Source organism: Gemmobacter sp. 24YEA27, assembly GCF_030052995.1.
Taxonomy (GTDB): Bacteria; Pseudomonadota; Alphaproteobacteria; order Rhodobacterales; family Rhodobacteraceae; genus Pseudogemmobacter.
Genome location: NZ_JASJPW010000001.1, coordinates 2,024,664 through 2,048,014, shown reverse-complemented (window position 1 = coordinate 2,048,014; position 23,351 = coordinate 2,024,664). Strand labels below are relative to the sequence as shown.

The window sequence follows — 23,351 nt, the reverse complement described above, 5'->3', positions numbered from 1 at the left end:
GGCGAGTTCTGCCAGCCGCGCCCGCGTCAGGGGCGGAGCCCCCCGCTCCGCCCCAGCATGATCCGCAACTCGACCGGCGTGAGGCCCCAGAACACGCGCGGTTCCAGCCCCAGCCCGTGCATCCCAGCCCGGATCAGCCCCGGCCAGTCGAATTTGCTGCTCATTTCGTCTCCCCGAGCGAGAACGCCCGGGCGAGAAGCTCCGCTGCGGCCTTTGCCGCAGCCACCGGCCCGCCGCCAATCTCAACGGCGACCAGATCGCCCGCCTGCCCCTTCCAGCCGCCGCCCCTGAGGCCCGCAACCACCAGCGCCAGCACGTCGCGGCCCGAAAACCGCCCCACCTCGAACCGCTCGACAAGATCCATCAGCGAGGCCTCGCCCAGCCCCGCCTCCAGTTCCGCCAGCGCGCCAAGCGTCAGCTTCGCCACATGTGGCTCCCCGTCCAGCGTGATCTCCACCTCCCCTGCGTAAGGGTTCACCATCAGAGCGCCGTAAAACTGAGGGCGCCCGCCGAGGCGAGCGAGACTTCATAGGTCGCCTCGCCGTTATGGCTGCCGGAATATTCAAGGCTGGTGATCTGGAACGGCCCCTGCACCACGCCGAAATCCGGGATCACCACCTGGAAGGACGGGATCTCACCGTCAAAGAAGATCTGACGCGCACGTTCATCGGTTTCAGCATCACGAAACACGCCCGAGCCAGAAATACTCGCCGTTTTCACCCCCGCCCCCGCCAGCAATTCGCGCCAGCCACCCGAGCTCTCAAGGCTGGTGACTTCGACCGTCTCGGCGTTGAAACTGGCGCGGGTGGCCCGAAGGCCGGCAATGGTTTCAAACTGGCCATCGCCGGTCTGGTCGATCTTGATCAGAAGGTCTTTCCCGGCCTGAACTGCCATGGTTGTCTCCTTGAAAAAGTGAATACGGGGATCAGAGTTCGATCCGCGCCCGGAAGGTCAGGTCAATGCGCCGCACAGCACCCTCGCCGATCCGTCTCGCCACAGCGCGGTCAAAGGAAAGACGCACCAGCCGCCCGCGCGACAGCGCCGGCATCGGCCCCGCCATGAGATCCGAGATCAGTACCGAAACAGTTTTCGCGGCCAAAAACCCCTCGGCATCACTGATCACGCTGAGGACCAGCCGGTGATCCGCGCCCTCTGCCAACTTATCCGAAGCATCGCGGACCTCCTCCGGCCCGATCAGTACGAAAAGCCCCGGCGGCGAGGGCGGCAGCGCGTCATGCACGGCAACGCCTGCCAGAGCCGGCGCCGTGCTCAGCCGCTGAAAGATCGCCGTCTGCAGGGCTGCTGCTGCTGCGTAGCTCATTTCGGCGCCTCCTCGCGGCAGGTGCAGGTCAGCCAGAGGCCGCCCGGGTCATTCTCAGCCACCGCGAGGATGGTAAAAATACGGGCCCCCAGTCTGAACCGCTGTTCGGGGCGCGGGCGGGCGGGCGTCCCTGCGGCTGCGCCGCGCACCGTGATCCGCCAGGCCACCGAGGTCAGGATCACCTCCTCACCCGAAGCATCTCGGCCATTGCCCGAAACCATCTCTGCCCAAAGCAGACCCACCAGCGCCCAGCTCAGCGTGAACCCTCCGACGCCGTCCGGAAACCGGCTCGCCTCTTCCAGCGCGAGTTGCTGGCGCAGTTGCGGTACCCTCATCGCCGCCCCCCGCCCAGCACGCGGATCAGCCGCCAGCGCCCGATCAGGCTCTCGACCGCGCCGGGAAGTCCCGCGCCAAGCGTGCCCGGATCATGCCGGAACTCGTAATACTCCGCCGCAAGCAGCATCACCGCCTGTTGCAGATCGGCAGGCACGCCAGCCCAGGTCACCGAGAACCCCGCCTCGAACAGCACCCTGACCCCGCCCCCGGTCGCAGGTTCTGGCGGCGCCGCGCCCGTACCTGCGACCCGCGGGCGGTGCTGATCCTGGATCAGCCGGTAGCGCGCCGGGTTGACCGCAGTTGCGACACCCGTCGGTGAGACCAATTCGACACTCACCAAAGACGAGACCGGCGCCAGCGGCAGTGCCTGGGCATCGGCATCGCGCCAGGCCTCCATCTCCAGCAGAAACCGGCGCCGGATCAGCGCCTTGGCGACCCGCCCCTCGATCGCCGCAATCGCCGCGCGCAGATGGCTCTCCAGCAGCGCATCCTGCCCCAAAGCCAGCGCAAACCCGCTGCCAAGACGCAGATGTTCCTTCAGCGCGTCCAGCGGCAGGCTCGCCACCGGCACCACCGTCTCTTCCGTCAGTCTCATACCCTGCGCCCCCAATTGCTCGCGGCCCTTAAAAGAGGGCCAGGCCGGGAACGGCCGGGCCCGGCATCAGGTCGTCAGGAGGTCGCGACACGCAGCAGTTTGATGGCTGCGTAATCGGCAATGTCACCGCCCACGCGCTTGGTGGCATAGAAGAGAACATGCGGCTTGGCCGAGAACGGGTCGCGCAGGATGCGCAGATCCGGGCGTTCGGCGATGGTGTAGCCTGCGTTGAAATCGCCGAACGCGACAGGGAAGCTGTTCGCGCCAACGTCGGGCATATCCTCGCAGATCAGCACCGCATAGCCCATCAGACGCGCAGGTTCCCCCGCCGCCAGACCATCCGACCACAGGAAACGGCCATCGGCATCCTTCATCTTCCTGACCGCGCCGGCAGTTTTCGAATTCATCAGAAAAGTGCCATTTGCGCGGTAATCGGCACCAAGAGAATAGACCAGGTTGATGATACAATCTGCCGGGTTGGTGGTCGCGAAATCGGCGGCGGCCCCCGTCGGCACATAGCCGAGATTGCCCCAGGTCCAGGAGGCATTCGCCACCTTGGCCGGCAGAAGGATGCCCTTCGGCTTATCAACGCCATCCCCGTTGATAAAAGCCGAAGCCTCGGCCCGGATGAAACGCGTGGCGATCTTACCCGCAAGCCAGCCTTCCACGTCAAAGGCGCTGTCATCAAGCAGCCGTTGACTGGCCTTCGGCATGGCTGAGAGCTCATGCAGCCGGATCTGGATCCGCTCCAGCGTGGGCGTCGCCGTCTCGGTCGTCGCCACCGCCTCGGTCGCCCAGCCCGAGCCTGCCTCGGAACGGTCCACCAGCACGTCGAACGAGGTCGCCTCGACCTGCACGACATTGGCCACCGCGCGCAGGGACGAGGTCGAGATCAGCATCGAGCGGATCTGATCGGCCGTCTGCGGCGAAACCAGATAACCGCCATCCGCCGCCACCGCAGTCGACATCGCCTTGCCCTCAAGGCTCAGGCCGCGATATCCCTCGTCATCGCCCGACCGCAGATAGGCATTGAACGCCTGGCGATGCGGTGCATTTTCCTCCGGCACGGCGGAAAGTACCGGGCGGCCCCAGGTCATGGTTTTCTTCTGAAGCATGGTCAGTCGCTCTTCCTGATGTTGCAGCGATTGTTTCACGTCAGCCTGAAAGGAACTGAATTCCTTCAGGAATCCGGCCATGGCGGTTTTCACCTCCACAGCCGGGTTCAGGCCCGGGGAAATCTCCCCGGCCCGGATCTCTCTCTCCGTCATCCGTAATTCCTTCTGTCAGGCAGAATTCCCGGGCGCGCGCTCAGCGCCTCGCAAGGTCACGCCTTGCGCTCTCAAACAGCGCGGCGAGCCCGTCGAAAACCGACGTCACTTCCTCGGACTTCGCCGCCACCCGCGCCTCGCTCAGCATCGGGAAGGTCACCAGAGAGACCTCCCAAAGCTCGAGTTCCAACAGCCTGCGCCCCTTGCACTGCCCGGCGATCTGGCCCGGCGCGGCGCCATCGCGCTCCGCGCGCAGCGTCCGGTAGCCGATCGACAGCCCGTCCAGCGCGCCCGCTTCCAGCAAAGCCGCTGCCTCGCGCCCCTTTGCCACTTCGGTCAGCAGCCGCCCCCTGACCCAAAGCCCGGTCGCGTCTTCGCGGACCTCATCCCAGATGCCAATGGGCTGGGTCGGATCATGCTGCCACAGCATCCGCACCTTGCCGCCCTTCGCCTTAAGTCGGGCCAGCGATTTCGCGTAGGCCCCCGGCGCCACCAGATCACCGCCCTGGTCCCTCACCCCGAACAGCGAGGCATAGCCCGACAGCTCGCGCCCCTCGCTCAGGGTCAGCCCCGATTCGGGCCGGCAGAATTTATGTTCCAGCATCGCTCACCCTCATTTCATCGCCGCCCGGATCACCGCCTCGGCGCCCTGAGCCAGCAAAAACCCCGCCCCCCGCAGACCCCGAGCCAGATCCGCCGCTCCAGCCGCTCCAGCGCCGCGTCGATCTGGCCAAGCCGGAATTCCAGCCCCGCCCAACGCTCCTCCATCACCCGTTCATTGGCCTCGATCCGGGCATGAGCGGCGTCGAAACTGTCAAAGACAAAGCGCGAGCCCGCTCCCTCTTTGTGCTGGTTCATAAGCGCCCCTCGTCGCCCGTTTCGTGATCTGGCCCATCCCCTGGCCCGGGCAGGCGCGGCAGGCCCAGAAGCGCGCGTTTCTCCGCCTCGCTCAGAAAAGACGCCGCGCCGACCCGCGCCCATTGCTGGTCGCGCTCCATCGCCAGTGCCGGGATCTGGTCAAGGTCAGGCCGCAGCCCGACCGCCTCGCCGCCAAATCCCGCCAGCCAATGCGACAGCGCTGCCAGCACCCGCGACGCAAGCGGCAAGACCGTCAACCGGTAAAAGGCCCGGTTCGCCTCCTGATAATTGGCGTAAGTGGCGTCGCCGGGGATCCCCATCAGCATCGGCGGCACCCCGAAGGCCACCGCAATCTCGCGCGCTGCCGCGAGTTTCGTCTCGTGAAACTCCATGTCAGAGGGCGAAAACCCCATCGGTTTCCAGTCCAGCCCGCCCTCCAGCAGCATCGGACGCCCGGCGTTCCGCGCGCCCTGGTGATGCGCCTCCATCTCGCAAACCAGCCGGTCATACTGGTCGGGCGTCAGAACGGACTGCCCGTCGGCGCCCTTATAGATGATCGCCCCCGAAGGCCGCGCCGCATTGTCCAGAAGTGACCTCGACCAGGCCGAAGCCGCATTATGCACATCAACCGCCACCGCTGCCGCCTGCATCGGCGACAGGCCATAATGATCATCCTGCGGATGGAAACTGCGGATATGACAGACCGGGCTCAGCCCTTCTGTGACATCAAAGCGATGCACCCGGCCCGCCACCGAATAGTCAAAGGCCACCGGCCAGCCATCCGCCCCCGGCACCAGCGACATGCGGTCGGGGCGCAATGCGTGCAATTCCCCAGGCACTGTGCCGCTTCCCGGCTCGCCCGGCCCGGGCACCGCCTCCACATAGGCATTGCCGCTGAGCAAAAGATGGCCGTAAACCGCCTCCAGAAGCTCCGCCCGCCCCTGCGCCCCATTGGGCCGCGCCAGCAGCGCCAGCACCGGATGCGCCTCATAGCGACGCTCGCAATCCTGACAGATCACCGGCAAAGCCGCCGCCGCCTCGGCAATCATCCTGACGGCACGAAACCCGACCGGATTGCCCTGAAACCCCGCCCGGGTCAGCGAGACGGCATCACGCACTCCGCCCGCAACCCGGCCACCGCCTCCCGTGACCACGCTCCGGGCGATCACCCGCCCCGTCGCGCTTGCCTTCTGCCCGGGCACTGGCGGCACCCTCGACCCGATCTTCAGGAAATCGAACACAAAGCCGCTCCTCTCGTAAGCCATGCGAAAGCCGCCCCGAAAAGGCACCCCGCCGCTAATTTCCTCTTGATCCAGATATTCCGGGGGTCCGGGGGCTGGCCCCCGGCCGCAATCCCGCAGCCCAGCCTCAGATCGTGCGCACGCCCGGCTGTCCGATCCGCGAGGAAGGTACGATCATCAGCTCGGTCAGTGCCCAGACCAGAGCATCCAGCCGGTCCGGGCTTCCCTGCCCCTGCCAGCCGGTCCGCGTCATCTTAACCATCTGCTGCTCGAGATCGCCAAGCCCCCGCCGATGCGCAATCCGGCCCTGCTCATACAAAGCCGCCACCGGTTCGGCCCGCAGCATCTTGCCCCGCATCGCCCGTACCTCCCGCACCGGCACCAGCGGATCAACCTGGCGCACGACGCCCGCGACCAGATCGCCGCCCTGGTTCACCTCGACGACCAGCCGCTCGGCGCCGAATTCTTCCATCGCCGCAACTGCCGCCCGCGCCCAGCCATCCGGGCTCGCGCCGCGCACTGTCCGGTCCGCCAGCACCACCGCCCGCCACTCGCCGGGCGCTCCGCTTGTATCCGCGCCCACCACCACGATGCCGCATTCGTCGGATTTCTTAGTCGCCGTCACCGGCGGATCGACCGCCACCACCACCCGCATCGGCGGGATCTCTGCCGCCGCCTGCGCCGCGGTGATCATCGCTCGCGACCAGAGCGCCCCCTCGGCCTCCTCGATCATAAGCCCCTCAAGCTCCTGGCGCCCCTGCGAGGTGCCGCCATAGCGCGCTTTCACCTCCTCAAGATAGCTCTCGGCCAGCCAGGCCCGGTTCGCCTCGGTGGGCGCATGGGTCACCACCGTCGAAGGGTTCTGCAAAATCGCCTTCAGCACCGCCACATTCCGCGGTGTCGTCGTCACCACCTGCTGCGGGTTCTCCCCCAGCCGCAGCCCGAACTGCAGCTGATCCCAGGTCTCTGCGGCTTTCGGCCATTTCGCCAGTTCATCCGCCCAGGCCGCATCGAATTGCGGCCCCCGCAGCCGCTCCGGATCATGGGCTGAAAACAACTGCGCCACCGCGCCATTCGCCCATTCAAGCCGGTTGCGCGAGGCCATCCATTTCGGCCGCCGGTCCGGGGGCGAACAGGCCAGAATGCCGCTTTCTCCCAGCACCATCACTTCGCGCGCCTGTTCCAGCGTCTCCGCAACCAGCGCCACCCGCCGCGCCCGTCCCGGGGCGAGGGCCGTGTCACCCTCGACCATGGCGCGCACCCATTCCGCCCCGGCCCGCGTCTTGCCCGCACCACGCCCGCCCATGATCACCCAGGACTTCCATGCGCCTTCGGGCGGCATCTGATGCGGCAGCGCCCAGAAATCGAAGATCCACGGCAGCGCCCGCAGCGCATTGTCACTTAAGCCGCTCAGAAATTCATCAATCTCCCCGGGCAGCGCGGAGGCGAGCCAGTCGGCGCCCGATCTCATCGCGCGCCGCCCCGAGGTCGAGTTCGCCGTCTCCTGCGCCCCCGCCGGCAAGCTCTTTGCGGAGTTTCTCGACATTCCTTCTCTCCTCCAGCAGCGCCTTTGACAGATCGGCCAGATCCCTGACCGCCCGCCGGCCCTCTTTTGCCAGTTCGAACCGGCCCTCGCGGATCCCCGCAAAAGCCTCGTTCAGCTCCTCCACCGCGATCCGGTAGAGCTCTTCGGTCAGGTTCAGCGCACCCGCCGCCTCGCTCGCGCGGGCGGGGTCGCCGCCCCCTTCCGCAAATATGATCGTCATAGATGCCAGCCCGCCCTTTTGCCGCTCCTTCTAAAGCCAACCCTGCCGGTTGCGGGCCGTCTCGGGCCTGCAAACCTGCGACATAAAAAAGCGGCCCCGGGGTCGCCCCCTGGCCGCTTTCACACCTCTTTCAGCATGTCACAATCCCTACGTCAGAGCGGACGCAGAGTCAAGAAAAACATCAATTAAACCAGCCACTTAAACGAACGCAGCGTTTACGTTTTGTTAAGAACTCAACCCCGTTCACTCTGCGCTCTGCACGCCGCCCTGACCGGCCTGCCCCTGCTGCGCCTCAATCTCACGCCAGCGCGCGACATTCGCGTTATGCTCTGTAAGCGTCACCGCAAAGGCATGTCCGCCCGTGCCATCCGCAACAAAGAACACATAATCCGACTGTTCCGGATGCAGCGCCGCAGCAATGGATGCCCGCCCCGGATTGGCAATCGGGGTCGGCGGCAGCCCGTCAATAACATAGGTATTGTAAGGGGTTGAACGGCGCAGCTCGCTTTGCCGCAGCCCCCGGCCCAACACGCCCTCTCCCTTGGTGATGCCATAGATCACCGTCGGGTCGGTCTGAAGCCGCATCCCCTGCCGCAGCCGGTTGACAAAGACGCTGGCGACCAGCCCGCGCTCCTCCGAAACGCCGGTTTCCTTCTCGATAATCGAGGCCATGATCATCGCCTGTTCCGGCGTGTCATAGGGCAGCCCCTCATCACGACCCATCCACAGATCGGCCATGATCCGTTCCTGATTGGCGCTCATCTGCGCGATCAGGCCCGCACGGTCGCCGCCGCGCACCACGTCATAGCTTTGCGGCGCAAGCGAGCCCTCCGGTGGCACGCCGGAAATCTCACCCGACAGGAAATCCACCTTCTTCAGCGCATCAACTACCGCCCAGGAGGTCACGCCCTCCACCACCGTCACCGTGAACCGCATATCGGGTTTGGCCGCCGCTTCGGTATAATCCGCCGGCCGCTCTACCGCATCAGGCGCGAATTTCGCCACTTCGACAAAGCGGTTGGTCGCGGGGTCCAGTTCGCGCAGCACCACATTCGCGCTCGCCACACCGATCACAAGCTGGATCTCCTGCCCGCAGGTCGAGGCCCCGCCCAGGGTCAGCGCCCCCAGGACGTCATCCATCGTGGCGCCGGGGGGAATCAGGTAAGAGCCGAATTTCAGATCCTTGGCCCGCCCCGAATATTCCGCGCCGATCCGGAAGATCCGCGCATCGGCCACAGCGCCGCGCGTCTCCAGGGTGCGCGAGACCGAGGCGAGGCTCGCGCCCCGCTCGACCTGCACACAGACCGCCTCCGTCAGCGGCCCGGGGCTGACATAGACATTGCGCCCCCAGGCCACCAGCGCCGCCGCCACGATCAACAGAACGATGAAAAACGTCAGCGCGTTAGAGGCGATACTTTTCCACATAGATTACTTGACCCTACCAAGAACAAGGCTGGCATTGGTGCCGCCAAAGCCAAAGCTGTTCGACAAAGCGATATCGATCTTGCGTTCGACCTTTTTGTTCGCAGCCAGGTTCAGCTTCGGCGCCACTGCCGGATTATCAAGATTGATCGTCGGCGGCGCCACCTGGTCGCGGATCGCGAGGATACAGAAAATCGCCTCCACCGCGCCGGCCGCCCCCAGCAGGTGACCAATCGAGGACTTGGTCGAGGACATCACCGCATTCCCCGCCGCATCACCCAGCAGGCGCTCCACCGCGCCCAGCTCAATCGTATCCGCCATGGTCGAGGTGCCATGCGCATTGATGTAATCCACCTGGTCGGGCGTGATCCCGGCCCGGGCCAGCGCCGCCTTCATCGACCGGAAGCCGCCATCGCCATCTTCCGAGGGTGCGGTGATATGATAGGCATCGCCCGAAAGCCCATAGCCCAGCACCTCGGCATAGATCTTCGCGCCACGGGCTTTTGCGTGCTCATATTCCTCCAGCACCACGACGCCCGCGCCCTCGCCCATCACGAATCCATCGCGGTCCGCGTCATAGGGCCGGCTCGCTTTTGTTGGTTCATCGCCGCGCTTCGTCGACAGCGCCTTGCAGGCGTTGAACCCGGCAATCCCGATTTCCGAGATCGGGCTCTCCGCGCCGCCTGCCACCATGACATCGGCATCGCCGAAGCTGATCAGCCGCGCCGCATCGCCAATCGCATGCGCCCCGGTCGAACAGGCCGTGACAACCGCATGGTTCGGCCCCTTGAAGCCAAAGCGGATAGAGACCTGGCCCGAGATCAGGTTGATCAGCGAGGCCGGGATGAAGAAGGGCGAAACCCGCTTCGGCCCCTTTTCTTTGATCAGGATCGCGGTTTCGGCAATTGTCGAAAGCCCGCCGATTCCCGATCCGATCATCACACCGGTGCGCTCGCGATCTTCTTCAGATCCAGGCTCCCAGCCAGAATCCCGCACTGCCTGCACCGCCGCTGCCACCCCGTAAAGGATGAAGTCATCGACTTTGCGCTGCTCTTTCGGCTCCATCCAGTCATCGGGATTGAAGGTGCCATTACTGCCGTCGCCGCGCGGAATCTCACAGGCATATTGCGTAACCACAGTCGAGGCATCAAACCGCGTGATCGGGCCTGCGCCGGATTTTCCCTCCAGCAGGCGGCTCCAGGTCTCTTCCACCCCGGAGGCCAGCGGTGTGACCATTCCCAGACCCGTAACGACTACACGGCGCATATGTGCACTCCCTCGCAAGGCGATCATTTCCCTTCGCCTGATACACGCGCACCCGCGCGCCCGCAACAGAAGGGGTAGAAGGCGGGCAAAGCCATGCCACCAACCGGATGCCACACGCCTCGCCTGCCTCCTGAATTCTCCGGATCAGAGGCTGCGTCATGAGAGAATTCTCCAATCTACCTGGGCCCTCCTCCGTCAGGGCAACCATGAACAGCCTGCTAAGCGCCAGTTTCGACAGCCTCTATCACCCCGGCTGATTGCGAAGCCGAGCCTCCGGGCGAGCGGGAGGCGCTCTGCGACTCGCGAAGTTCCTCAGCCCCGGCTGAGCCCCTGCCGCAAAGCCTGCACAAACAAAAAGGCTCCCCGAAACCGGGGAGCCTTTCTTATCCCGAAAGGGACAAAACGATCAGACAGCTTTCGAGATGAAGCCGACCGCATCGCCGAAGGTCTGGATGGTTTCAGCGGCGTCATCCGGAATCTCGATGCCGAATTCTTCTTCGAAAGCCATGACCAGCTCGACCGTGTCCAGCGAGTCAGCACCCAGGTCGTCGATAAAGGAAGCGGTCTCGGTGACCTTATCCTCTTCAACGCCGAGATGCTCGACAACGATCTTTTTCACGCGATCTGCGATGTCGCTCATGTTTCGTCCTCTACTCCGTTCGCGGGGTCATGCCCCCGGCCTGGTTATCCGCGCCGGAGATGGTCTCCCCGATCGCGGCAGCACCGGGCGAGCCCCCGGATTCTGGCGGGCGCTATAGCACAGCCGCGCTCCATGGCAAATGCTTTCCGGGCCAAAGGTCAAGTGCCGACACCCTGCCGACCCCATCCGAAGGCCCAGAAAACCTCATATCAGCGCCTGTGTCCGGGCTCAGATCATCGCCATTCCGCCATTCACATGCAAAGTGGCGCCCGTGACATAGCCCGCCTCATCCGAGGCCAGATAAATCACCGCCGCCGCAATCTCTTCGGGGCGCCCCATCCGCCCCGCAGGCACCGCCGAGAGAATCCCCCCCTTCTGTGCCTCGTTCAGCTTGTCGGTCATCGCGGTCTCGATGAAGCCCGGCGCCACGCAGTTCACGGTGATGCCCCGGCTTGCGACTTCCGTCGCAAGGGCTTTCGACATCCCCACCAGACCCGCTTTCGACGCGCAGTAATTCGCCTGGCCCGGATTGCCGGTGGTGCCGACGACGGAAGAGATATTGATGATCCGCCCCTTGCGCGCCTTCATCATACCCCGGATCGCGGCACGGCAGAGCCGGAAGCTCGCGGTCAGATTGACGTCGATGACGCTGGCCCAATCCTCATCCGACATGCGCATCGCAAGCCCGTCACGGGTGATCCCGGCATTGTTGACGAGGATATCGACCGATCCCATCGCCTCGCCTGCGCGTTTCACAAGGCCCTCGACCTCTTCCGCAACCGAAAGATTGCATTCCAGCACATGCGCCCGCGCGCCAAGCTCTGCCGCCAGCGCCTCCAAAGGCGCAACCCGCGTCCCCGACAGCCCGACGACAGCGCCCGCCTTGTGCAAAGCGCGTGCAATATCTGCGCCGATCCCGCCAGAAGCGCCGGTCACCAGCGCCGTCTTTCCCGTCAGATCAAACATAAACCATTCTCCCAAAGGCCTGAGGCCTTTTCATCTGTCTTTAAACATCCCGGGGCGGGACCATTGCCCGTGCCACTGGTTCGGGAAACCGATAGTTGCAGGGGGCCGGTCCCCGGCCCGTGCCCCCTCTCGAAAGGCTCAGCCCTTCAGCGCCGCCACATCCGCAGGCGTGCCCACAGGCTTCACAACGGCTTCTTTCTGAATCCGCCGGATCATCCCCGCCAGAGCCTTACCGGCGCCGACTTCCCAATATTCCGTGACGCCCGCACGTTCCATCCACAGGACCGATTCCCGCCACCGGACCGAGCCGGTCACCTGCGCCACCAGAAGATCGGTGATCTTCGATGCCTCCGTCACCGCCTCGGCCCGCACATTGGCGACCAGCGGTACCACCGGGTCGGAAATCACCACCCCGGCCAGCGCCTCTGCCATCCGGGCCGCCGCAGGCTGCATCAGGGCGCAATGGAACGGTGCACTGACCGGCAAAAGGATCGCCCGCTTCGCGCCACGCGCTTTTGCGATTTCGACCGCACGCTCGACGGCCGCCTTATGGCCCGACACCACCACCTGGGCGGGGTCATTGTCATTCGCCGCCTGGCAGACCTCGCCCTGCGCCGCTTCTGCCGCCACCTCTGAGGCCGTCGCGAAATCAAGCCCGAGAAGCGCCGCCATCGCCCCCACGCCCACCGGCACCGCCTCCTGCATCGCCACACCGCGCACCCGGAGCAGCCGTGCCGTGTCGGTCAGGCTCAGGCTCCCCGCCGCGCAAAGCGCCGAATATTCGCCAAGGCTGTGCCCGGCGACGAAATCCGCCGTGCCCTTCAGCGGAAAGCCCTCCGCCTCCAGCACCCGCACTGCCGCAATCGAGGTCGCCATCAGCGCCGGCTGCGCGTTCTGCGTCAGCGTCAGTTCGGCAATATCCCCCTCGCGGATCAGGACCGAGAGCTTTTCGCCCAAAGCCTCATCAACCTCATCAAAGACGGCTTGCGCAACCGGCCAGGTCGCGGCCAGTTCCATTCCCATCCCGATCGCCTGAGCGCCCTGACCGGGAAAAACAAATGCACGGCTCATGCGTGATCCTCCATGAATTTCCTCTCAGATAGCGCGATCCCCCCCTCTCGCAATGTTGAGCAAAAGCGCCGCACAGTCGCTGTGCCCTGATCCGCGATGTCTCCGCGCCCCGATCCTGCTATTCTGCCGGTCAAAGTCCTCTCCAGACCAATCCCGGAGCCCATAATGCAAGCCCGCAACACGGTTGCCAGTTATGGCCGCGTCAGCCGCATCTTCCACTGGCTGACCGCCGCCCTGATCATCACGACCTTCCCCCTCGGCCTCATCGCCGAAAACCTGCCCTATGCCACCTCGGAAGAGCTCGCGCTCAAGGCACAGCTCTTCTCGGTCCATAAGACATTGGGGGTCACGGTGTTCTTCGTGGCTCTGGCCCGCATCCTCTGGGCCCTGACCGAGACCCGCCCCGCGCCGGTCCATCCCGGCCGCAGGCTCGAGACATTTGCGGCCGAAACGGTGCACTGGTCGCTCTATATCTCGCTGGTGCTCGTGCCGCTGACAGGATGGATCCATCACGCGGCGGTCGAGGGCTTTGCCCCGATCCTGTGGCCATTCGGGCAAAACCTGCCCTTCGTGCCGAAATCCGAAACTATCGGCCATGTCTTCGGCGCGGCCCACGGGCTTTTCGTGTGGATCCTGCTGGCCGCGCTGGTCCTCCATATCGCCGGGGCGCTGAAACATGTGATCATCGACCGCGATGTGACGCTGGCGCGCATGGTCAAAGGCACGCCCTCTATGGCTGGCCATCCGCATCAGACCCGCGCGCCAGTCCTGGCCGCGCTCCTGCTCTGGGCCGCCGCCGGCTTTGCCGCATGGGAGATCAGCCGCCCCACCAATACCCTGCCCAACACGGCCGTAGCCTCTGCCCCCCCTCAGGAGGCGCAACCGCAGCCCAAGGCCCCCGCAGCAGACGGCACCGCCGCCTGGCAGGTTGAAAGCGGCAGCCTCGCGCTTTCGGTGCAGCAAATGGGCAGCGCCGTTGCAGGCCAGTTCGCCACCTGGTCCGCCGATATCACCTTCGATGAGACCCCGACCGAAGGCCGCAACGGCACCGTCACCGTAAAGATCGACACCACGAGCCTCAGCCTCGGCTCGGTCTCCGACCAGGCGAAAGGCGCGGATTTCTTCGACGTGGCCAACCATCCCGGCGCCATCTTCACCGCAACCATCCGCCCCGAAGGCACGGCTTACATCGCCGAAGGCACGCTTGATCTGCGCGGCCAGGTGAAACCGGTCAGCCTGCCCTTCAGCCTCACGATCACCGGCGACACCGCCGTGATGAAAGGCGAAACCACAATCGACCGCCGTGACTTCGGCATGGGCACAAGCTTCGGCGACGAATCTCAGGTCGGCTTCCCGGTCCTCGTCACCATCGGGCTGACTGCCAAACGCCAGAACTGACAGATCCCAGCCTGCCTACCTAAACGCGCGCCCTCCTCCACGGGCGCGCGTTTTCGTACGCCCCCGGTTTCCACAAAACACATAAGCCGCACCTTCCTCCTGAGAAAAACACTCCCGCCGGATGCAGCCCCGGCCCGCCAAAGAAAAAGGCCGTCCGGATCTCTCCGGACGGCCTCAGATCTTCCTGCGTCGAAACTGATCAGTCAGCCTTGCCCGCCTCGAGGTTGATCGTCACCGGCACTTCGTCGCTGACGAAGGGCGCGACCATGCCCAGCCCGAATTCAGACCGGATCAGCGTGGTGGTCGCGGTCAGGCCGATCCACGGCTTTTTCTCCATCGGATGCTCGCCGGCCTGGTTCAGCACGGTGTCCAGCACCACCGCTTTCGTCACACCGTTCAGCGTCAGATCTCCGGTGATCTTCGCGGTCTTCTCACCGGTCACCTCGATCGAGGTCGATTTGAAGGTCACGTCCTTATTCACTTCGGCATTGAAGAAATCTGCGGTCATGAAGTGATCATAGCGCGCCTGGAAGCCGGTAATCAGGGTCGAAACCGGGAAGGACACTTCCACCGACGAGTCCGCCGGTGCATCCGCATCGAAATTCACCACGCCCTCAAAACCCGAGAACATACCGTAATTGGTCGAGAAGCCAAGGTGATTATAGCTGAAAACGATCTGGCTGTGCCCCGGATCGACATTGTATTTCACGGCCTCTGCGAAAGCCGGGGCGGTGAAAGCGGCCAGGGCGGCGGCAAGAGCGAAAGAAAGCGGGCGGTTCATACCAGTCTCCATGAATGGACTTAAGATGGCGCGAGAGTGCCGGTCATGCTGCAGACGCACAATCCGGCAGGAGCGAACAGCATCCCTGCACCTGTGAACAGTCACAATCCCGCCAGACCTTCCGTGAACGGCGGGCTTTTGCCATTGTCCCCTCCGCCCCCCTTCGTCCTTGCGCCCCTCCGCTTTCCCTGTATAAGGCCCCATCCTTTCCGAATACCCATGAACCGGCGTAGCCTCTCGTGGACGGGCCCGGAAAGGTCTTTGCCCGTCCTATGAAGCCGCCCTGTCAGCAAGGAAGCCTCATGCCGCTTTACGAGCATGTCTTCATCGCGCGCCAGGATCTTTCCAACGCGCAGGCCGAAGGCCTCATCGAACATTTCTCCACGGTTCTCGCAGATAACGGCGGCAAAGTCGTCGAGCACGAGTACTGGGGCGTCAAAACGATGGCCTATAAGATCAACAAGAACCGCAAGGGCCATTTCACCCTGCTGAAGTCGGATGCTCCGGCTGCTGCAGTGCAGGAAATGGAACGTCTGATGCGTCTGCATGACGACGTGATGCGTATCCTGACCATCAAGGTCGATAAGCACACCGACGGCCCCTCGGTTCAGATGCAGAAACGTGACGAGCGTGAAGGCCGTGGCGACCGCGAAGGCGGCGACCGTGGCGGTTACGAACGCCGCGAGCGTCGCTGATCAACGCCTGAAGAAAGGTCCATAAACCATGGCGAATAAACCGTTTTTCCGCCGCCGCAAGGTTTGCCCCTTCTCGGGCGACAATGCTCCGGCAATCGACTACAAAGACACCCGTCTCCTGCAGCGCTACGTTTCCGAGCGCGGCAAGATCGTTCCGTCGCGCATCACCGCCGTCTCGGCGAAGAAACAGCGCGAACTGGCACGGGCCATCAAGCGCGCACGTTTCCTCGCGCTTCTCCCCTATGCCGTGAAGTGAGGAGCACCGAACCATGCAAGTGATCCTGCTCCAGCGCGTGGCGAAACTCGGCCAGATGGGCGAAGTCGTCAACGTCAAGCCGGGCTATGCCCGCAACTACCTCCTGCCGCAAGGCAAGGCGCTGCGCGCCAATGAGGCCAACATCAAAGGGTTCGAGGCGCGCAAGTCGCAGCTCGAAGCTGACAACCTCGAGACCAAAAAAGAAGCCGAAGCCGCCGCTGCCAAGATCGACGGTCAGACCTTCATCGTGATCCGTTCGGCCTCCGAATCGGGCGCGCTTTACGGTTCGGTCACCGGTCGTGACGTGTCCGAAGCGGCTACTGCTGCGGGCTTCACCATCGGCCGTGGCCAGGTCGCACAGGATCAGCCGATCAAGTATCTCGGCATCCACCCGATCACCGTCGTGCTGCATCCGGAAGTCTCGGTCAGCGTTTCGGTGAACGTGGCCCGTTCGGTCGAAGAAGCTGCGCTGCAGGCTTCGGGCAAGTCGGTCCAGGAACTCGCAGCCGAGGCGGAAGCCCAGGCGGAATTCGAGATCTCCGAGCTGTTCGACGACATGGGCTCTGCCGCGTCGGACGACGAATAATCAGATCCGGCGCTCCGGATCGGTAAGGCCGCGCCCCACCGGGCGCGGCCTTTTTCATTGGCGGATCCCTGCGGCGGATCCCTGCCCCGGCCGGCAGGTTTCTCTTGCCCCGCGCTGCGAGCCTCGGTAGGCATAAATAGTTATAGTATCACATAACGAATCGCGGAATCTTCCGCCCGATCCAGGGGATAAAGACCATGGCCGCCTTCCTTCACCGCCCGCTGCTCCTCGGCGCGCTTGCTTTCACCGCCTCGCTCTCGCTTGCCATGGCCGATACTGCAAAGAAAGACCATGACCACTCGCATGGTCATTCCCACAGCCATGACGAGGCGAAGAGCCAGATTTACAAGGGATATTTCGAAGACAGCCAGATCGGCACCCGCGCGCTTTCCGACTGGGAAGGCGACTGGCAATCGGTCTATCCGCTGCTGAAAGACGGCACGCTCGACCCCGTTATGGCCGAAAAGGCCGCGCATGGCGACAAATCGGCGGCCGGGTACAAAGCCTATTACGAGACGGGCTATGCCACCGAAACCGACCGCATCACCATCACCGGCGACCAGATCACCTTCCAGACCGCGGACGGCACGGCGACCGGCACCTATGCTGCGGATGGTTATGAGATCCTGTCCTATGAAAAGGGCAATCGCGGCGTTCGCTTTATCTTCAGAAAGACCGCCGGCGATGCGCAGGCGCCAGGCTTCATCCAGTTCAGCGACCACATCATCGCGCCCGAAAAATCCGGGCATTTCCATCTCTATTTCGGCGATGACCGCGCGGCTTTGCTGCAGGAACTGACCAACTGGCCGACCTATTACCCCGCCGCGCTCAGCGGGGCAGAGATCGTCACCGAAATGACCGCGCACTGAAATGAAAAAGGGCGGCCCATCGGGCCGCCCTTTCCGATCTTTCCCTGCGGATCAGCAGGAATAATACATCGCATACTCGATCGGGTGCGGCGTATGCTCATAGGCATAAACCTCTTCCCATTTCAGGGCGATATAGGATTGCAGCTGGTCTTTGGTGAACACATCGCCTGCGACCAGGAAGTCCATATCCTTTTCCAGCTCTTCCAGAGCCTCACGAAGCGAACCGCAAACGGTCGGGATCGCTGCCAGCTCTTCGGGCGGCAGGTCGTAAAGGTCTTTATCCGATGCCGGGCCCGGATCGATCTTGTTCCTGATGCCGTCAAGGCCAGCCATCAGCAGCGCTGCAAACGCCAGATAGGGGTTCGCGACCGGATCGGGGAAACGCGCTTCGACACGCTTTGCCTTCGGCGATTCCGTCCACGGAATACGAACGCAGCCCGAGCGGTTGCGGGCCGAATATGCCCGCAGAACCGGTGCTTCAAAGCCCGGGATCAGACGCTTGTAGCTGTTGGTCGACGGGTTGGTCAGCGCGTTAAGCGCTTTCGCATGCTTCAGGATGCCGCCGATGAACCACAGGGCTTCCTGTGACAGATCAGCATATTTATCTCCTGCGAAGAGCGGCTTGCCGTTCTTCCAGATCGACATGTTCACATGCATCCCCGAGCCGTTATCGCCCTTCATGGGCTTGGGCATGAAGGTCACGGTCTTGCCGTAAGCATGCGCCACATTGTGGATCACATACTTGTATTTCTGCATATTGTCGGCCTGTTCGACCAGACCCCCGAAGATCATCCCCAGCTCGTGCTGGCAGGTGGCGACCTCGTGGTGGTGCTTGTCGACCTTCATCCCCATGCGCTTCATGGTCGAGAGCATCTCGCCGCGCAGGTCCTGGGCCTCATCCACCGGGTTCACCGGGAAGTAGCCGCCCTTATGGCCAGCGCGATGGGCGAGGTTGCCGCCTTCGATTTTGGCATCGGTATTCCAGGCAGCCGCTTCGGCGTCGATCTGGAACGAGACCTTCTGCGGCGTGATCGAGTAGCGCACGTCGTCGAAGATGAAGAATTCAGCTTCCGGGCCAAAGAACGCCGTATCGCCAATCCCGGTGGCTTTCAGATAGGCCTCTGCCTTGGTCGCGGTCTGACGCGGGCAACGGTCATAGGCCTCATTGGTGTCGGGCTCGACCACGTTGCAATGCACCGCGAGCGTTTTCTCGGCATAGAAGGGATCGAGATAGATCGAGGTCGGATCCGGGATCAGTTTCATATCGGACTGATCAATCGACTTCCAGCCCGCGATCGACGAGCCGTCGAACATAAAGCCTTCTTCGAACCAGTCTTCATCAATCAGATCAACAACCAGCGTGACATGCTGGAGCTTGCCTTTCGGGTCGGTGAAGCGGACGTCGACATATTCGACTTCCTCGTCCTTGATCAGTTTGAGAGCCTTCGCAACCGCGCTCATCTGACTGCCTTTCGTTCAGGGTTAACACTTGCCGGGTCTGCGCCCTCTGCGCCTGCCCGTATTCGGAAATTCGTATGATCAGATCGCCGGATCAGATCGCGTCATCGCCGGTTTCGCCGGTCCGGATGCGGATCGCCTGTTCGACCGGAGAGACAAAGATCTTACCGTCGCCGATCTTGTCGGTGCGCGCGGCCGAAACGATGGCCTCGACGGCCGCTTCGACCATGTCATCCGCCAGGATCACTTCGATCTTCACCTTGGGCAGGAAGTCGACGACATATTCGGCCCCGCGATACAGCTCGGTATGCCCCTTCTGGCGCCCGAACCCCTTGACCTCGGTGACCGAGAGCCCCTGGATTCCGGCTTCCTGCAGGGCTTCCTTGACCTCATCAAGTTTGAAGGGCTTGATGATCGCCTCAACCTTCTTCATCCGCCGACTCCTCCGTTCCTGTCTCTGACCATCGACCATTTCCGCATCAGACGGGCAATCGCGATGGCCCGGCAAGCGTTCAAGCCGGGCGGAAATTCGCGCGACATGCACAATATTTAATCACACCGTCACAAAAACAGGCGACATTGGAACGCCCATGCAGCAAACAGGCAAAAAATGAGCATAGTTCTGACCTCGGCGCAGATGCGGGCGGTTGAAAATGACGCCATTGCCTCGGGTGCGTTCACCGGGCTGGAACTGATGGAGCGCGCCGGTCAGGCAGTGGTTGACGCGGTTCTCGCCGCCCGGGCCCGGATCAAACCTTGCCTGGACGCGCCATGATCTTCTGCGGCCCGGGCAATAATGGCGGCGACGGGTTTGTCATCGCGCGCCTGCTGCATGATCAGGGCTGGAAGGTTGATGTTTATCTGACCGGCGATCCGGCGCGGATGCCAGCGGATGCGCGCTTCAACCACGATCTCTGGCTGCAACTCGGCCCGACCCAGGACCCTGCCACCTGCGATCCTTCGGATGTCCGGCCCGATCTGGTGGTGGATGCCCTGCTGGGGACCGGTGTCTCGCGCCCGATTTCGGGGCCGATGCTGGTGGCGCGGGATAAGCTGTCGGAGGCGGCGGCCCTGACCGAAGTGCTCTCGGTCGCGGTCGATCTTCCCTCAGGGCTTTGCGCTGACAGCGGCAAGGCCTTCGGCAGTCTGTATGAGGTCGATCTGACCGTCACCTTCGGCTTTTTCAAATGCGGCCATTTTCTCGCCGAGGGCCCATCCCATTGCGGCAGGCTGCTTTGCTGCGATATCGGGCTGGATCCGGAGGCGCCTTCCAGGCTTTTTCGCCGTATAAATCGCGAACGCCCCCGGCCCCGCCTTGATCTTACGGACGTGACCTGGATCGTAGATGGTCGTGAACTGCGTCCGGGATTTTCAGGAAAGAAAAGCAGGCTCGACAAGGGCTGGTATGATACCGGCGGCCATAAATTCAGCCATGGCCATGCGCTGGTCGCAGGCGGGGCCGCCGGGCGCAGTGGCGCCGCGCGGCTCTCGGCCCGCAGCGCCCTTCGGATCGGTGCAGGGCTGGTGACTTTGGCAAGCCCTCCGGAGGCAATGGCCGAAAATGCGGCGCGACTTGATGCGATCATGCTGTCACCTGTCAGGGATGCGGCAGTGCTGACCGCCTTGCTGGAGGACAAGCGGATCAACGCGCTTTGCATCGGGCCAGCGCTTGGGACAGGTCCGCGAGAGGCCGATCTGGTGCGGGCGGTGCTGGACTCCGGGAGGCCGGCGGTGCTGGACGCGGATGCGCTGTCGCTGCTGGCCGCCGATCCGGATCTCTTTGCGCGCCTGCATGAAAAGACGGTCCTGACACCGCATGGCGGCGAATTCAGCCGCCTTTTCCCGAAATCGCGGCGCAACTGGCGACGCCCCCCGGCGCGGGGCCGGTTTTCTCCCGGATTGACGCGGCGCGCGCGGCGGCACGGCAGTCGGGTTGTATCGTCTTGCTGAAGGGTCACGACACCGTGATCGCCGCACCGGATGGCGGTGCAGACATCAATTCCGCCGCCTATGGGCGGGAGGCGCCCTGGCTCGCGACAGCGGGATCGGGGGATGTGTTGGCCGGGATCATCACCGGACTTCTGGCGCGCGGGATCAGGCCTTTTGAGGCCGCCTGTCTCGGCCCTTGGCTACATGTCGAAGCAGCGCGCAGCTTCGGCCCTGGGCTGATCGCGGAAGATCTGCCCGAGGCGCTGCCAAAGGTTCTCCGCGCGACAGAGCGGTGGAGGGAGCCTCTGGCTGCCTTCGGGACGCCTCCGGCGGGCCTGTTTGTGTCAGGGTAACATGGCAAAGCGCAACCGGTCGCACGCCCGCGCTTATGGACCAGGAGGAGAGATCAGGCGGTTATTTTGGCGCTGGTGCAAAGCAGTTCCATGCCATTTGCATAGATGATTTCGTCGCCATCAAAGACCAGCGTGAAAAGGCGGATTTCCGACACGGTCTCAGAGCGGATGTAATCGCCGTCACACAGACGCTGCGCCTCGATCATGGCGACCTCCTGACCATAGAGGGCCCGGGCGCGCCAGTCGCGCAGTATGATCTTCTGGCCCGGCGCAAGAAAGCAATCAGCTTCCGGGCGGTCATGACCAAGCGCCGAGGCGCTGACGCGGATCATACCGGCATCGCGCATCACCGAAACTTTGATTGATTTCAGAACCCTGACGCCCGATCTGGTGACAACACGGTCGCCCGGGGCGAGAAACTGGACCGGGAGATCGCCGTCAAGTGTGAGAACAGTGGTTCCAACCGTAAGACCGGACGCCGCGGTGACTTCGACAGCCGGAAGGTCAGTTTCGACGCTGAGAAGGCTTTCGATCATCATGGTCTCAATCCCTGATCTTCGCGCTATGTGACCCAGTTTCGCGCCGAACTATGGCAGGAATTGGTCAGGGCTGCGCTTATTTCCAGGCTTTTGCCCGCCGATGCACCGGTTTTGTGGCCGGAATGTCCGCTTTCCCGCAGTCTTGTCGCGATGATTTTCCGCTCGCATCCCAATCGGGCCTTTGCTAGAAGGGCGCGGATTTTCCGGGCATATGCGGGGGCCGGCCTGTCACATCAGGGTCTGGTCCCCGTTTCGTTATCCCGGAAGAACATGAGCGATGCGGGTGTGGCGGAATTGGCAGACGCACCGGATTTAGGTTCCGGCGCCTTACGGCGTGGGGGTTCAAGTCCCTCCACCCGCACCATTTGAGGATTGGGAAGGTAAACAGATGCAGGTCACCGAGACCCTGAAAGACGGCCTGAAGCGCGGCTATACCATCACGGTGACCGCAGCAGAGCTGGATGCGAAAGTGCAGGAAAAGCTGCTCGAAGCGCAGCCCGACATTGAAATCAAAGGCTTCCGCAAGGGCAAAGTGCCGCTGGCGATTCTGCGCAAGCAATTTGGCGACCGCCTGATGGGCGAAGCCATGCAGGATGCTGTCGATGGTGCCATGAAGGACCATTTCGAGGCAACCGGCGACCGCCCGGCGCTGCAGCCCGAGGTCAAGATGGCAGGCGGCGAAAGCTGGTCGCCCGAGAAGGACGTCGTGGTCGAGGTCGCCTATGAGACCCTGCCGGAGATCCCGGAACTCGACACCGCGAAAGTCGCACTGGAAAAGCTGGTCGTGAAGGCCGCTGAATCCGATGTGGACGAAGCGCTGAAGAACCTCGCCGACAATGCGAAAGATTTCGAAGCCCGCAAGAAAGGCTCGAAAGCCAAAGAGGGCGACCAGGTCGTGATCGATTTTGAAGGTTTCGTCGATGGCGAAGCGTTCGAAGGCGGCAAGGGCGAAGGCTATCCGCTGGTTCTGGGCTCGAACAGCTTCATCCCCGGTTTCGAGGATCAGCTGACCGGTGCCAAAGCCGGTGACGAGGTTGAGGTCAAAGTGACCTTCCCGGCCGAATATGGCGCAGCCCATCTCGCAGGCAAAGAAGCCCTCTTCAAATGCACCGTGCATGAGGTCAAGGCGCCGAAAGCCGCCGAGATCGATGATGAGCTGGCGAAGAAATTCGGCGCTGAAGATCTTGCAGGTCTGAAAACCCAGATCGGTGAGCGCCTCGAAGCCGAATATAAAGGTGCTTCGCGCGCCGTTCTGAAACGTGCGCTGCTGGACCAGCTGGATGGTCTCGTGTCGTTCGAGCTGCCGTCGAAACTGGTCGAGGCGGAAGCCAGCCAGATCGCGCATCAGCTCTGGCATGAAGAGCACCCGGAAGAGCATGGCCATAACCACGGCAATATCGAAGCGACCGACGAGCATAAGAAGCTCGCCGAGCGCCGCGTGCGTCTGGGTCTTCTGCTCGCGGAAATCGGCCGCAAGGCTGAGGTCACCGTGTCGGATGCCGAAATGACCCAGGCCGTGATCCAGACCGCCCGTCAGTATCCGGGCCAGGAGCGCGCCTATTTCGAATTCGTGCAGAAGAACCCGCAGATCCAGCAGCAGCTGCGCGCGCCGATCTTCGAAGACAAGGTTGTCGATCACATCGTCGGCCTCGCGAAAGTGACCGAGAAGGACGTCTCGAAAGACGACCTGCAAAAGGCGGTCGAAGCTCTGGACGAGCTCTGATCTTCCGGTCAGTG

30 protein-coding genes and 1 tRNA gene are annotated in these 23,351 nt (G+C 63.3%); 10 read left to right on the top strand and 21 right to left on the bottom strand.

The annotated features are described in order from the left end of the window. Positions 1–26: 26 nt before the first annotated feature. The 17 genes from QNO18_RS10165 to fabD form a co-directional block, all read right to left on the bottom strand. Positions 27–164: a phage tail assembly chaperone gene (locus QNO18_RS10165; protein WP_349293851.1), complete on the bottom strand. Its 138-nt coding sequence runs from the start codon at positions 162–164 to the stop codon at positions 27–29. Further along, positions 161–481 (bottom strand): gene transfer agent family protein, encoded by a 321-nt coding sequence (locus QNO18_RS10160; RefSeq protein ID WP_283177572.1) that lies wholly within the window; start codon positions 479–481, stop codon positions 161–163. Before QNO18_RS10160 ends, QNO18_RS10165 begins: the two co-directional genes overlap by 4 nt. Next, entirely contained in the window at positions 481–894 is a 414-nt protein-coding gene (locus QNO18_RS10155; RefSeq protein WP_283177571.1) for a phage major tail protein, TP901-1 family, read from the bottom strand. Before QNO18_RS10155 ends, QNO18_RS10160 begins: the two co-directional genes overlap by 1 nt. Positions 895–925: 31 nt before the next feature. Beyond that, positions 926–1,321: a DUF3168 domain-containing protein gene (locus QNO18_RS10150; RefSeq protein WP_283177570.1), complete on the bottom strand. Its 396-nt coding sequence runs from the start codon at positions 1,319–1,321 to the stop codon at positions 926–928. Continuing rightward, entirely contained in the window at positions 1,318–1,656 is a 339-nt protein-coding gene (locus tag QNO18_RS10145; protein WP_283177569.1) for a head-tail adaptor protein, read from the bottom strand. The genes QNO18_RS10150 and QNO18_RS10145 overlap by 4 nt, the downstream gene beginning before the upstream one ends. Further along, entirely contained in the window at positions 1,653–2,252 is a 600-nt protein-coding gene (locus tag QNO18_RS10140) for a hypothetical protein (protein ID WP_283177568.1), read from the bottom strand. The genes QNO18_RS10145 and QNO18_RS10140 overlap by 4 nt, the downstream gene beginning before the upstream one ends. 74 nt (positions 2,253–2,326) lie before the next feature. After that, the gene (locus QNO18_RS10135) at positions 2,327–3,520 is read right to left on the bottom strand and encodes a phage major capsid protein (protein ID WP_283177567.1); all 1,194 of its coding nucleotides are present in this window, start codon (positions 3,518–3,520) and stop codon (positions 2,327–2,329) included. 40 nt (positions 3,521–3,560) lie between these two features. Continuing rightward, a complete protein-coding gene (locus tag QNO18_RS10130; protein WP_283177566.1) occupies positions 3,561–4,124 on the bottom strand; it encodes an HK97 family phage prohead protease in 564 nt (187 codons plus the stop codon). Positions 4,125–4,153: 29 nt separating this feature from the next. Beyond that, on the bottom strand, positions 4,154–4,378 hold the full coding sequence (locus tag QNO18_RS10125; protein ID WP_283177565.1) for a hypothetical protein: 225 nt from the start codon (positions 4,376–4,378) through the stop codon (positions 4,154–4,156). Beyond that, positions 4,375–5,619, bottom strand: coding sequence for a phage portal protein (locus QNO18_RS10120; RefSeq protein ID WP_283177564.1), 1,245 nt, complete (start codon positions 5,617–5,619; stop codon positions 4,375–4,377). The genes QNO18_RS10125 and QNO18_RS10120 overlap by 4 nt, the downstream gene beginning before the upstream one ends. A gap of 127 nt (positions 5,620–5,746) precedes the next feature. Then, positions 5,747–7,090: a terminase family protein gene (locus QNO18_RS10115; RefSeq protein WP_283177563.1), complete on the bottom strand. Its 1,344-nt coding sequence runs from the start codon at positions 7,088–7,090 to the stop codon at positions 5,747–5,749. After that, entirely contained in the window at positions 7,041–7,385 is a 345-nt protein-coding gene (locus QNO18_RS10110; RefSeq protein ID WP_283177562.1) for a hypothetical protein, read from the bottom strand. The genes QNO18_RS10115 and QNO18_RS10110 overlap by 50 nt, the downstream gene beginning before the upstream one ends. A gap of 243 nt (positions 7,386–7,628) precedes the next feature. Then, positions 7,629–8,810 (bottom strand): endolytic transglycosylase MltG, encoded by a 1,182-nt coding sequence (gene mltG, locus QNO18_RS10105; RefSeq protein ID WP_283177561.1) that lies wholly within the window; start codon positions 8,808–8,810, stop codon positions 7,629–7,631. 3 nt (positions 8,811–8,813) lie between these two features. After that, a complete protein-coding gene (gene fabF / locus QNO18_RS10100) occupies positions 8,814–10,073 on the bottom strand; it encodes a beta-ketoacyl-ACP synthase II (protein WP_283177560.1) in 1,260 nt (419 codons plus the stop codon). A 406-nt stretch (positions 10,074–10,479) separates the two neighbouring features. Next, the gene (locus QNO18_RS10095; RefSeq protein ID WP_092896614.1) at positions 10,480–10,713 is read right to left on the bottom strand and encodes an acyl carrier protein; all 234 of its coding nucleotides are present in this window, start codon (positions 10,711–10,713) and stop codon (positions 10,480–10,482) included. A gap of 228 nt (positions 10,714–10,941) precedes the next feature. Further along, the gene (gene fabG / locus QNO18_RS10090) at positions 10,942–11,679 is read right to left on the bottom strand and encodes a 3-oxoacyl-[acyl-carrier-protein] reductase (RefSeq protein WP_092896612.1); all 738 of its coding nucleotides are present in this window, start codon (positions 11,677–11,679) and stop codon (positions 10,942–10,944) included. A 138-nt stretch (positions 11,680–11,817) separates the two neighbouring features. Beyond that, positions 11,818–12,750 carry an ACP S-malonyltransferase gene (gene fabD / locus QNO18_RS10085; protein ID WP_283177559.1) on the bottom strand — a complete coding sequence of 311 codons (933 nt, stop codon included), beginning with the start codon at positions 12,748–12,750 and terminating at the stop codon, positions 11,818–11,820. 165 nt (positions 12,751–12,915) lie between these two features. Here fabD and QNO18_RS10080 point away from each other — a divergent pair, with 165 nt between their 5' ends. Beyond that, entirely contained in the window at positions 12,916–14,148 is a 1,233-nt protein-coding gene (locus tag QNO18_RS10080) for a cytochrome b/b6 domain-containing protein (RefSeq protein ID WP_283177558.1), read from the top strand. 199 nt (positions 14,149–14,347) lie between these two features. Here the strand turns inward: QNO18_RS10080 and QNO18_RS10075 are convergent, their stop codons facing one another. Then, positions 14,348–14,929 carry a YceI family protein gene (locus QNO18_RS10075; protein ID WP_283177557.1) on the bottom strand — a complete coding sequence of 194 codons (582 nt, stop codon included), beginning with the start codon at positions 14,927–14,929 and terminating at the stop codon, positions 14,348–14,350. Between the two features lie 302 nt (positions 14,930–15,231). On the opposite strand from QNO18_RS10075, the gene rpsF reads away from it, so the two are divergent. The 4 genes from rpsF to QNO18_RS10055 all read left to right on the top strand — a co-directional run bounded on the left by rpsF (position 15,232) and on the right by QNO18_RS10055 (position 17,335). Beyond that, positions 15,232–15,624, top strand: a complete 393-nt coding sequence (gene rpsF / locus QNO18_RS10070; protein ID WP_092896604.1) for a 30S ribosomal protein S6 — start codon at positions 15,232–15,234, stop codon at positions 15,622–15,624. 28 nt (positions 15,625–15,652) lie between these two features. Beyond that, positions 15,653–15,880, top strand: coding sequence for a 30S ribosomal protein S18 (gene rpsR / locus QNO18_RS10065; protein WP_022704737.1), 228 nt, complete (start codon positions 15,653–15,655; stop codon positions 15,878–15,880). Positions 15,881–15,893: 13 nt separating this feature from the next. Continuing rightward, the gene (rplI, locus tag QNO18_RS10060; protein WP_283177556.1) at positions 15,894–16,466 is read left to right on the top strand and encodes a 50S ribosomal protein L9; all 573 of its coding nucleotides are present in this window, start codon (positions 15,894–15,896) and stop codon (positions 16,464–16,466) included. 197 nt (positions 16,467–16,663) lie between these two features. Continuing rightward, complete coding sequence (locus tag QNO18_RS10055) at positions 16,664–17,335, top strand: metal-binding protein ZinT (RefSeq protein WP_283177555.1); 672 nt, start codon at positions 16,664–16,666, stop codon at positions 17,333–17,335. A gap of 51 nt (positions 17,336–17,386) precedes the next feature. Here the strand turns inward: QNO18_RS10055 and glnA are convergent, their stop codons facing one another. After that, complete coding sequence (glnA, locus tag QNO18_RS10050; protein ID WP_283177554.1) at positions 17,387–18,796, bottom strand: type I glutamate--ammonia ligase; 1,410 nt, start codon at positions 18,794–18,796, stop codon at positions 17,387–17,389. 91 nt (positions 18,797–18,887) lie between these two features. After that, the gene (locus tag QNO18_RS10045; RefSeq protein WP_092896596.1) at positions 18,888–19,226 is read right to left on the bottom strand and encodes a P-II family nitrogen regulator; all 339 of its coding nucleotides are present in this window, start codon (positions 19,224–19,226) and stop codon (positions 18,888–18,890) included. A 177-nt stretch (positions 19,227–19,403) separates the two neighbouring features. Between QNO18_RS10045 and QNO18_RS25665 the strand changes: the two genes are divergently transcribed. The 3 genes from QNO18_RS25665 to QNO18_RS25660 are packed head-to-tail and all read left to right on the top strand — an operon-like array spanning position 19,404 to position 21,075. Next, the gene (locus tag QNO18_RS25665) at positions 19,404–19,568 is read left to right on the top strand and encodes a hypothetical protein (RefSeq protein ID WP_349293850.1); all 165 of its coding nucleotides are present in this window, start codon (positions 19,404–19,406) and stop codon (positions 19,566–19,568) included. Then, complete coding sequence (locus tag QNO18_RS10040; protein WP_349293849.1) at positions 19,550–20,743, top strand: NAD(P)H-hydrate epimerase; 1,194 nt, start codon at positions 19,550–19,552, stop codon at positions 20,741–20,743. Before QNO18_RS25665 ends, QNO18_RS10040 begins: the two co-directional genes overlap by 19 nt. Then, positions 20,737–21,075 carry an NAD(P)H-hydrate dehydratase gene (locus tag QNO18_RS25660; protein WP_349293848.1) on the top strand — a complete coding sequence of 113 codons (339 nt, stop codon included), beginning with the start codon at positions 20,737–20,739 and terminating at the stop codon, positions 21,073–21,075. The genes QNO18_RS10040 and QNO18_RS25660 overlap by 7 nt, the downstream gene beginning before the upstream one ends. A 53-nt stretch (positions 21,076–21,128) precedes the next feature. On the opposite strand, the gene QNO18_RS10035 is transcribed toward QNO18_RS25660, so the two are convergent. Beyond that, positions 21,129–21,611, bottom strand: coding sequence for a Hint domain-containing protein (locus QNO18_RS10035; protein WP_283177553.1), 483 nt, complete (start codon positions 21,609–21,611; stop codon positions 21,129–21,131). Positions 21,612–21,893: 282 nt separating this feature from the next. On the opposite strand from QNO18_RS10035, the gene QNO18_RS10030 reads away from it, so the two are divergent. Next, positions 21,894–21,978 (top strand) — tRNA-Leu (locus tag QNO18_RS10030). A gap of 24 nt (positions 21,979–22,002) precedes the next feature. Continuing rightward, complete coding sequence (gene tig, locus QNO18_RS10025; RefSeq protein ID WP_092896590.1) at positions 22,003–23,337, top strand: trigger factor; 1,335 nt, start codon at positions 22,003–22,005, stop codon at positions 23,335–23,337. Positions 23,338–23,351 lie beyond the last annotated feature (14 nt).

Bases quoted from the DNA above. Each gene is read 5' to 3' on its own strand.
- QNO18_RS10165 (WP_349293851.1), bottom strand. From the start codon at position 164: ATGAGCAGCAAATTCGACTGGCCGGGGCTGATCCGGGCTGGGATGCAC.
- QNO18_RS10160 (WP_283177572.1), bottom strand. From the start codon at position 481: ATGGTGAACCCTTACGCAGGGGAGGTGGAGATCACGCTGGACGGGGAG.
- QNO18_RS10155 (WP_283177571.1), bottom strand. From the start codon at position 894: ATGGCAGTTCAGGCCGGGAAAGACCTTCTGATCAAGATCGACCAGACC.
- QNO18_RS10150 (WP_283177570.1), bottom strand. From the start codon at position 1,321: ATGAGCTACGCAGCAGCAGCAGCCCTGCAGACGGCGATCTTTCAGCGG.
- QNO18_RS10145 (WP_283177569.1), bottom strand. From the start codon at position 1,656: ATGAGGGTACCGCAACTGCGCCAGCAACTCGCGCTGGAAGAGGCGAGC.
- QNO18_RS10140 (WP_283177568.1), bottom strand. From the start codon at position 2,252: ATGAGACTGACGGAAGAGACGGTGGTGCCGGTGGCGAGCCTGCCGCTG.
- QNO18_RS10135 (WP_283177567.1), bottom strand. From the start codon at position 3,520: ATGACGGAGAGAGAGATCCGGGCCGGGGAGATTTCCCCGGGCCTGAAC.
- QNO18_RS10130 (WP_283177566.1), bottom strand. From the start codon at position 4,124: ATGCTGGAACATAAATTCTGCCGGCCCGAATCGGGGCTGACCCTGAGC.
- QNO18_RS10125 (WP_283177565.1), bottom strand. From the start codon at position 4,378: ATGAACCAGCACAAAGAGGGAGCGGGCTCGCGCTTTGTCTTTGACAGT.
- QNO18_RS10115 (WP_283177563.1), bottom strand. From the start codon at position 7,090: ATGAGATCGGGCGCCGACTGGCTCGCCTCCGCGCTGCCCGGGGAGATT.
- QNO18_RS10110 (WP_283177562.1), bottom strand. From the start codon at position 7,385: ATGACGATCATATTTGCGGAAGGGGGCGGCGACCCCGCCCGCGCGAGC.
- mltG (WP_283177561.1), bottom strand. From the start codon at position 8,810: ATGTGGAAAAGTATCGCCTCTAACGCGCTGACGTTTTTCATCGTTCTG.
- fabF (WP_283177560.1), bottom strand. From the start codon at position 10,073: ATGCGCCGTGTAGTCGTTACGGGTCTGGGAATGGTCACACCGCTGGCC.
- QNO18_RS10095 (WP_092896614.1), bottom strand. From the start codon at position 10,713: ATGAGCGACATCGCAGATCGCGTGAAAAAGATCGTTGTCGAGCATCTC.
- fabG (WP_092896612.1), bottom strand. From the start codon at position 11,679: ATGTTTGATCTGACGGGAAAGACGGCGCTGGTGACCGGCGCTTCTGGC.
- fabD (WP_283177559.1), bottom strand. From the start codon at position 12,750: ATGAGCCGTGCATTTGTTTTTCCCGGTCAGGGCGCTCAGGCGATCGGG.
- QNO18_RS10080 (WP_283177558.1), top strand. From the start codon at position 12,916: ATGCAAGCCCGCAACACGGTTGCCAGTTATGGCCGCGTCAGCCGCATC.
- QNO18_RS10075 (WP_283177557.1), bottom strand. From the start codon at position 14,929: ATGAACCGCCCGCTTTCTTTCGCTCTTGCCGCCGCCCTGGCCGCTTTC.
- rpsF (WP_092896604.1), top strand. From the start codon at position 15,232: ATGCCGCTTTACGAGCATGTCTTCATCGCGCGCCAGGATCTTTCCAAC.
- rpsR (WP_022704737.1), top strand. From the start codon at position 15,653: ATGGCGAATAAACCGTTTTTCCGCCGCCGCAAGGTTTGCCCCTTCTCG.
- rplI (WP_283177556.1), top strand. From the start codon at position 15,894: ATGCAAGTGATCCTGCTCCAGCGCGTGGCGAAACTCGGCCAGATGGGC.
- QNO18_RS10055 (WP_283177555.1), top strand. From the start codon at position 16,664: ATGGCCGCCTTCCTTCACCGCCCGCTGCTCCTCGGCGCGCTTGCTTTC.
- glnA (WP_283177554.1), bottom strand. From the start codon at position 18,796: ATGAGCGCGGTTGCGAAGGCTCTCAAACTGATCAAGGACGAGGAAGTC.
- QNO18_RS10045 (WP_092896596.1), bottom strand. From the start codon at position 19,226: ATGAAGAAGGTTGAGGCGATCATCAAGCCCTTCAAACTTGATGAGGTC.
- QNO18_RS25665 (WP_349293850.1), top strand. From the start codon at position 19,404: ATGAGCATAGTTCTGACCTCGGCGCAGATGCGGGCGGTTGAAAATGAC.
- QNO18_RS10035 (WP_283177553.1), bottom strand. From the start codon at position 21,611: ATGATCGAAAGCCTTCTCAGCGTCGAAACTGACCTTCCGGCTGTCGAA.
- tig (WP_092896590.1), top strand. From the start codon at position 22,003: ATGCAGGTCACCGAGACCCTGAAAGACGGCCTGAAGCGCGGCTATACC.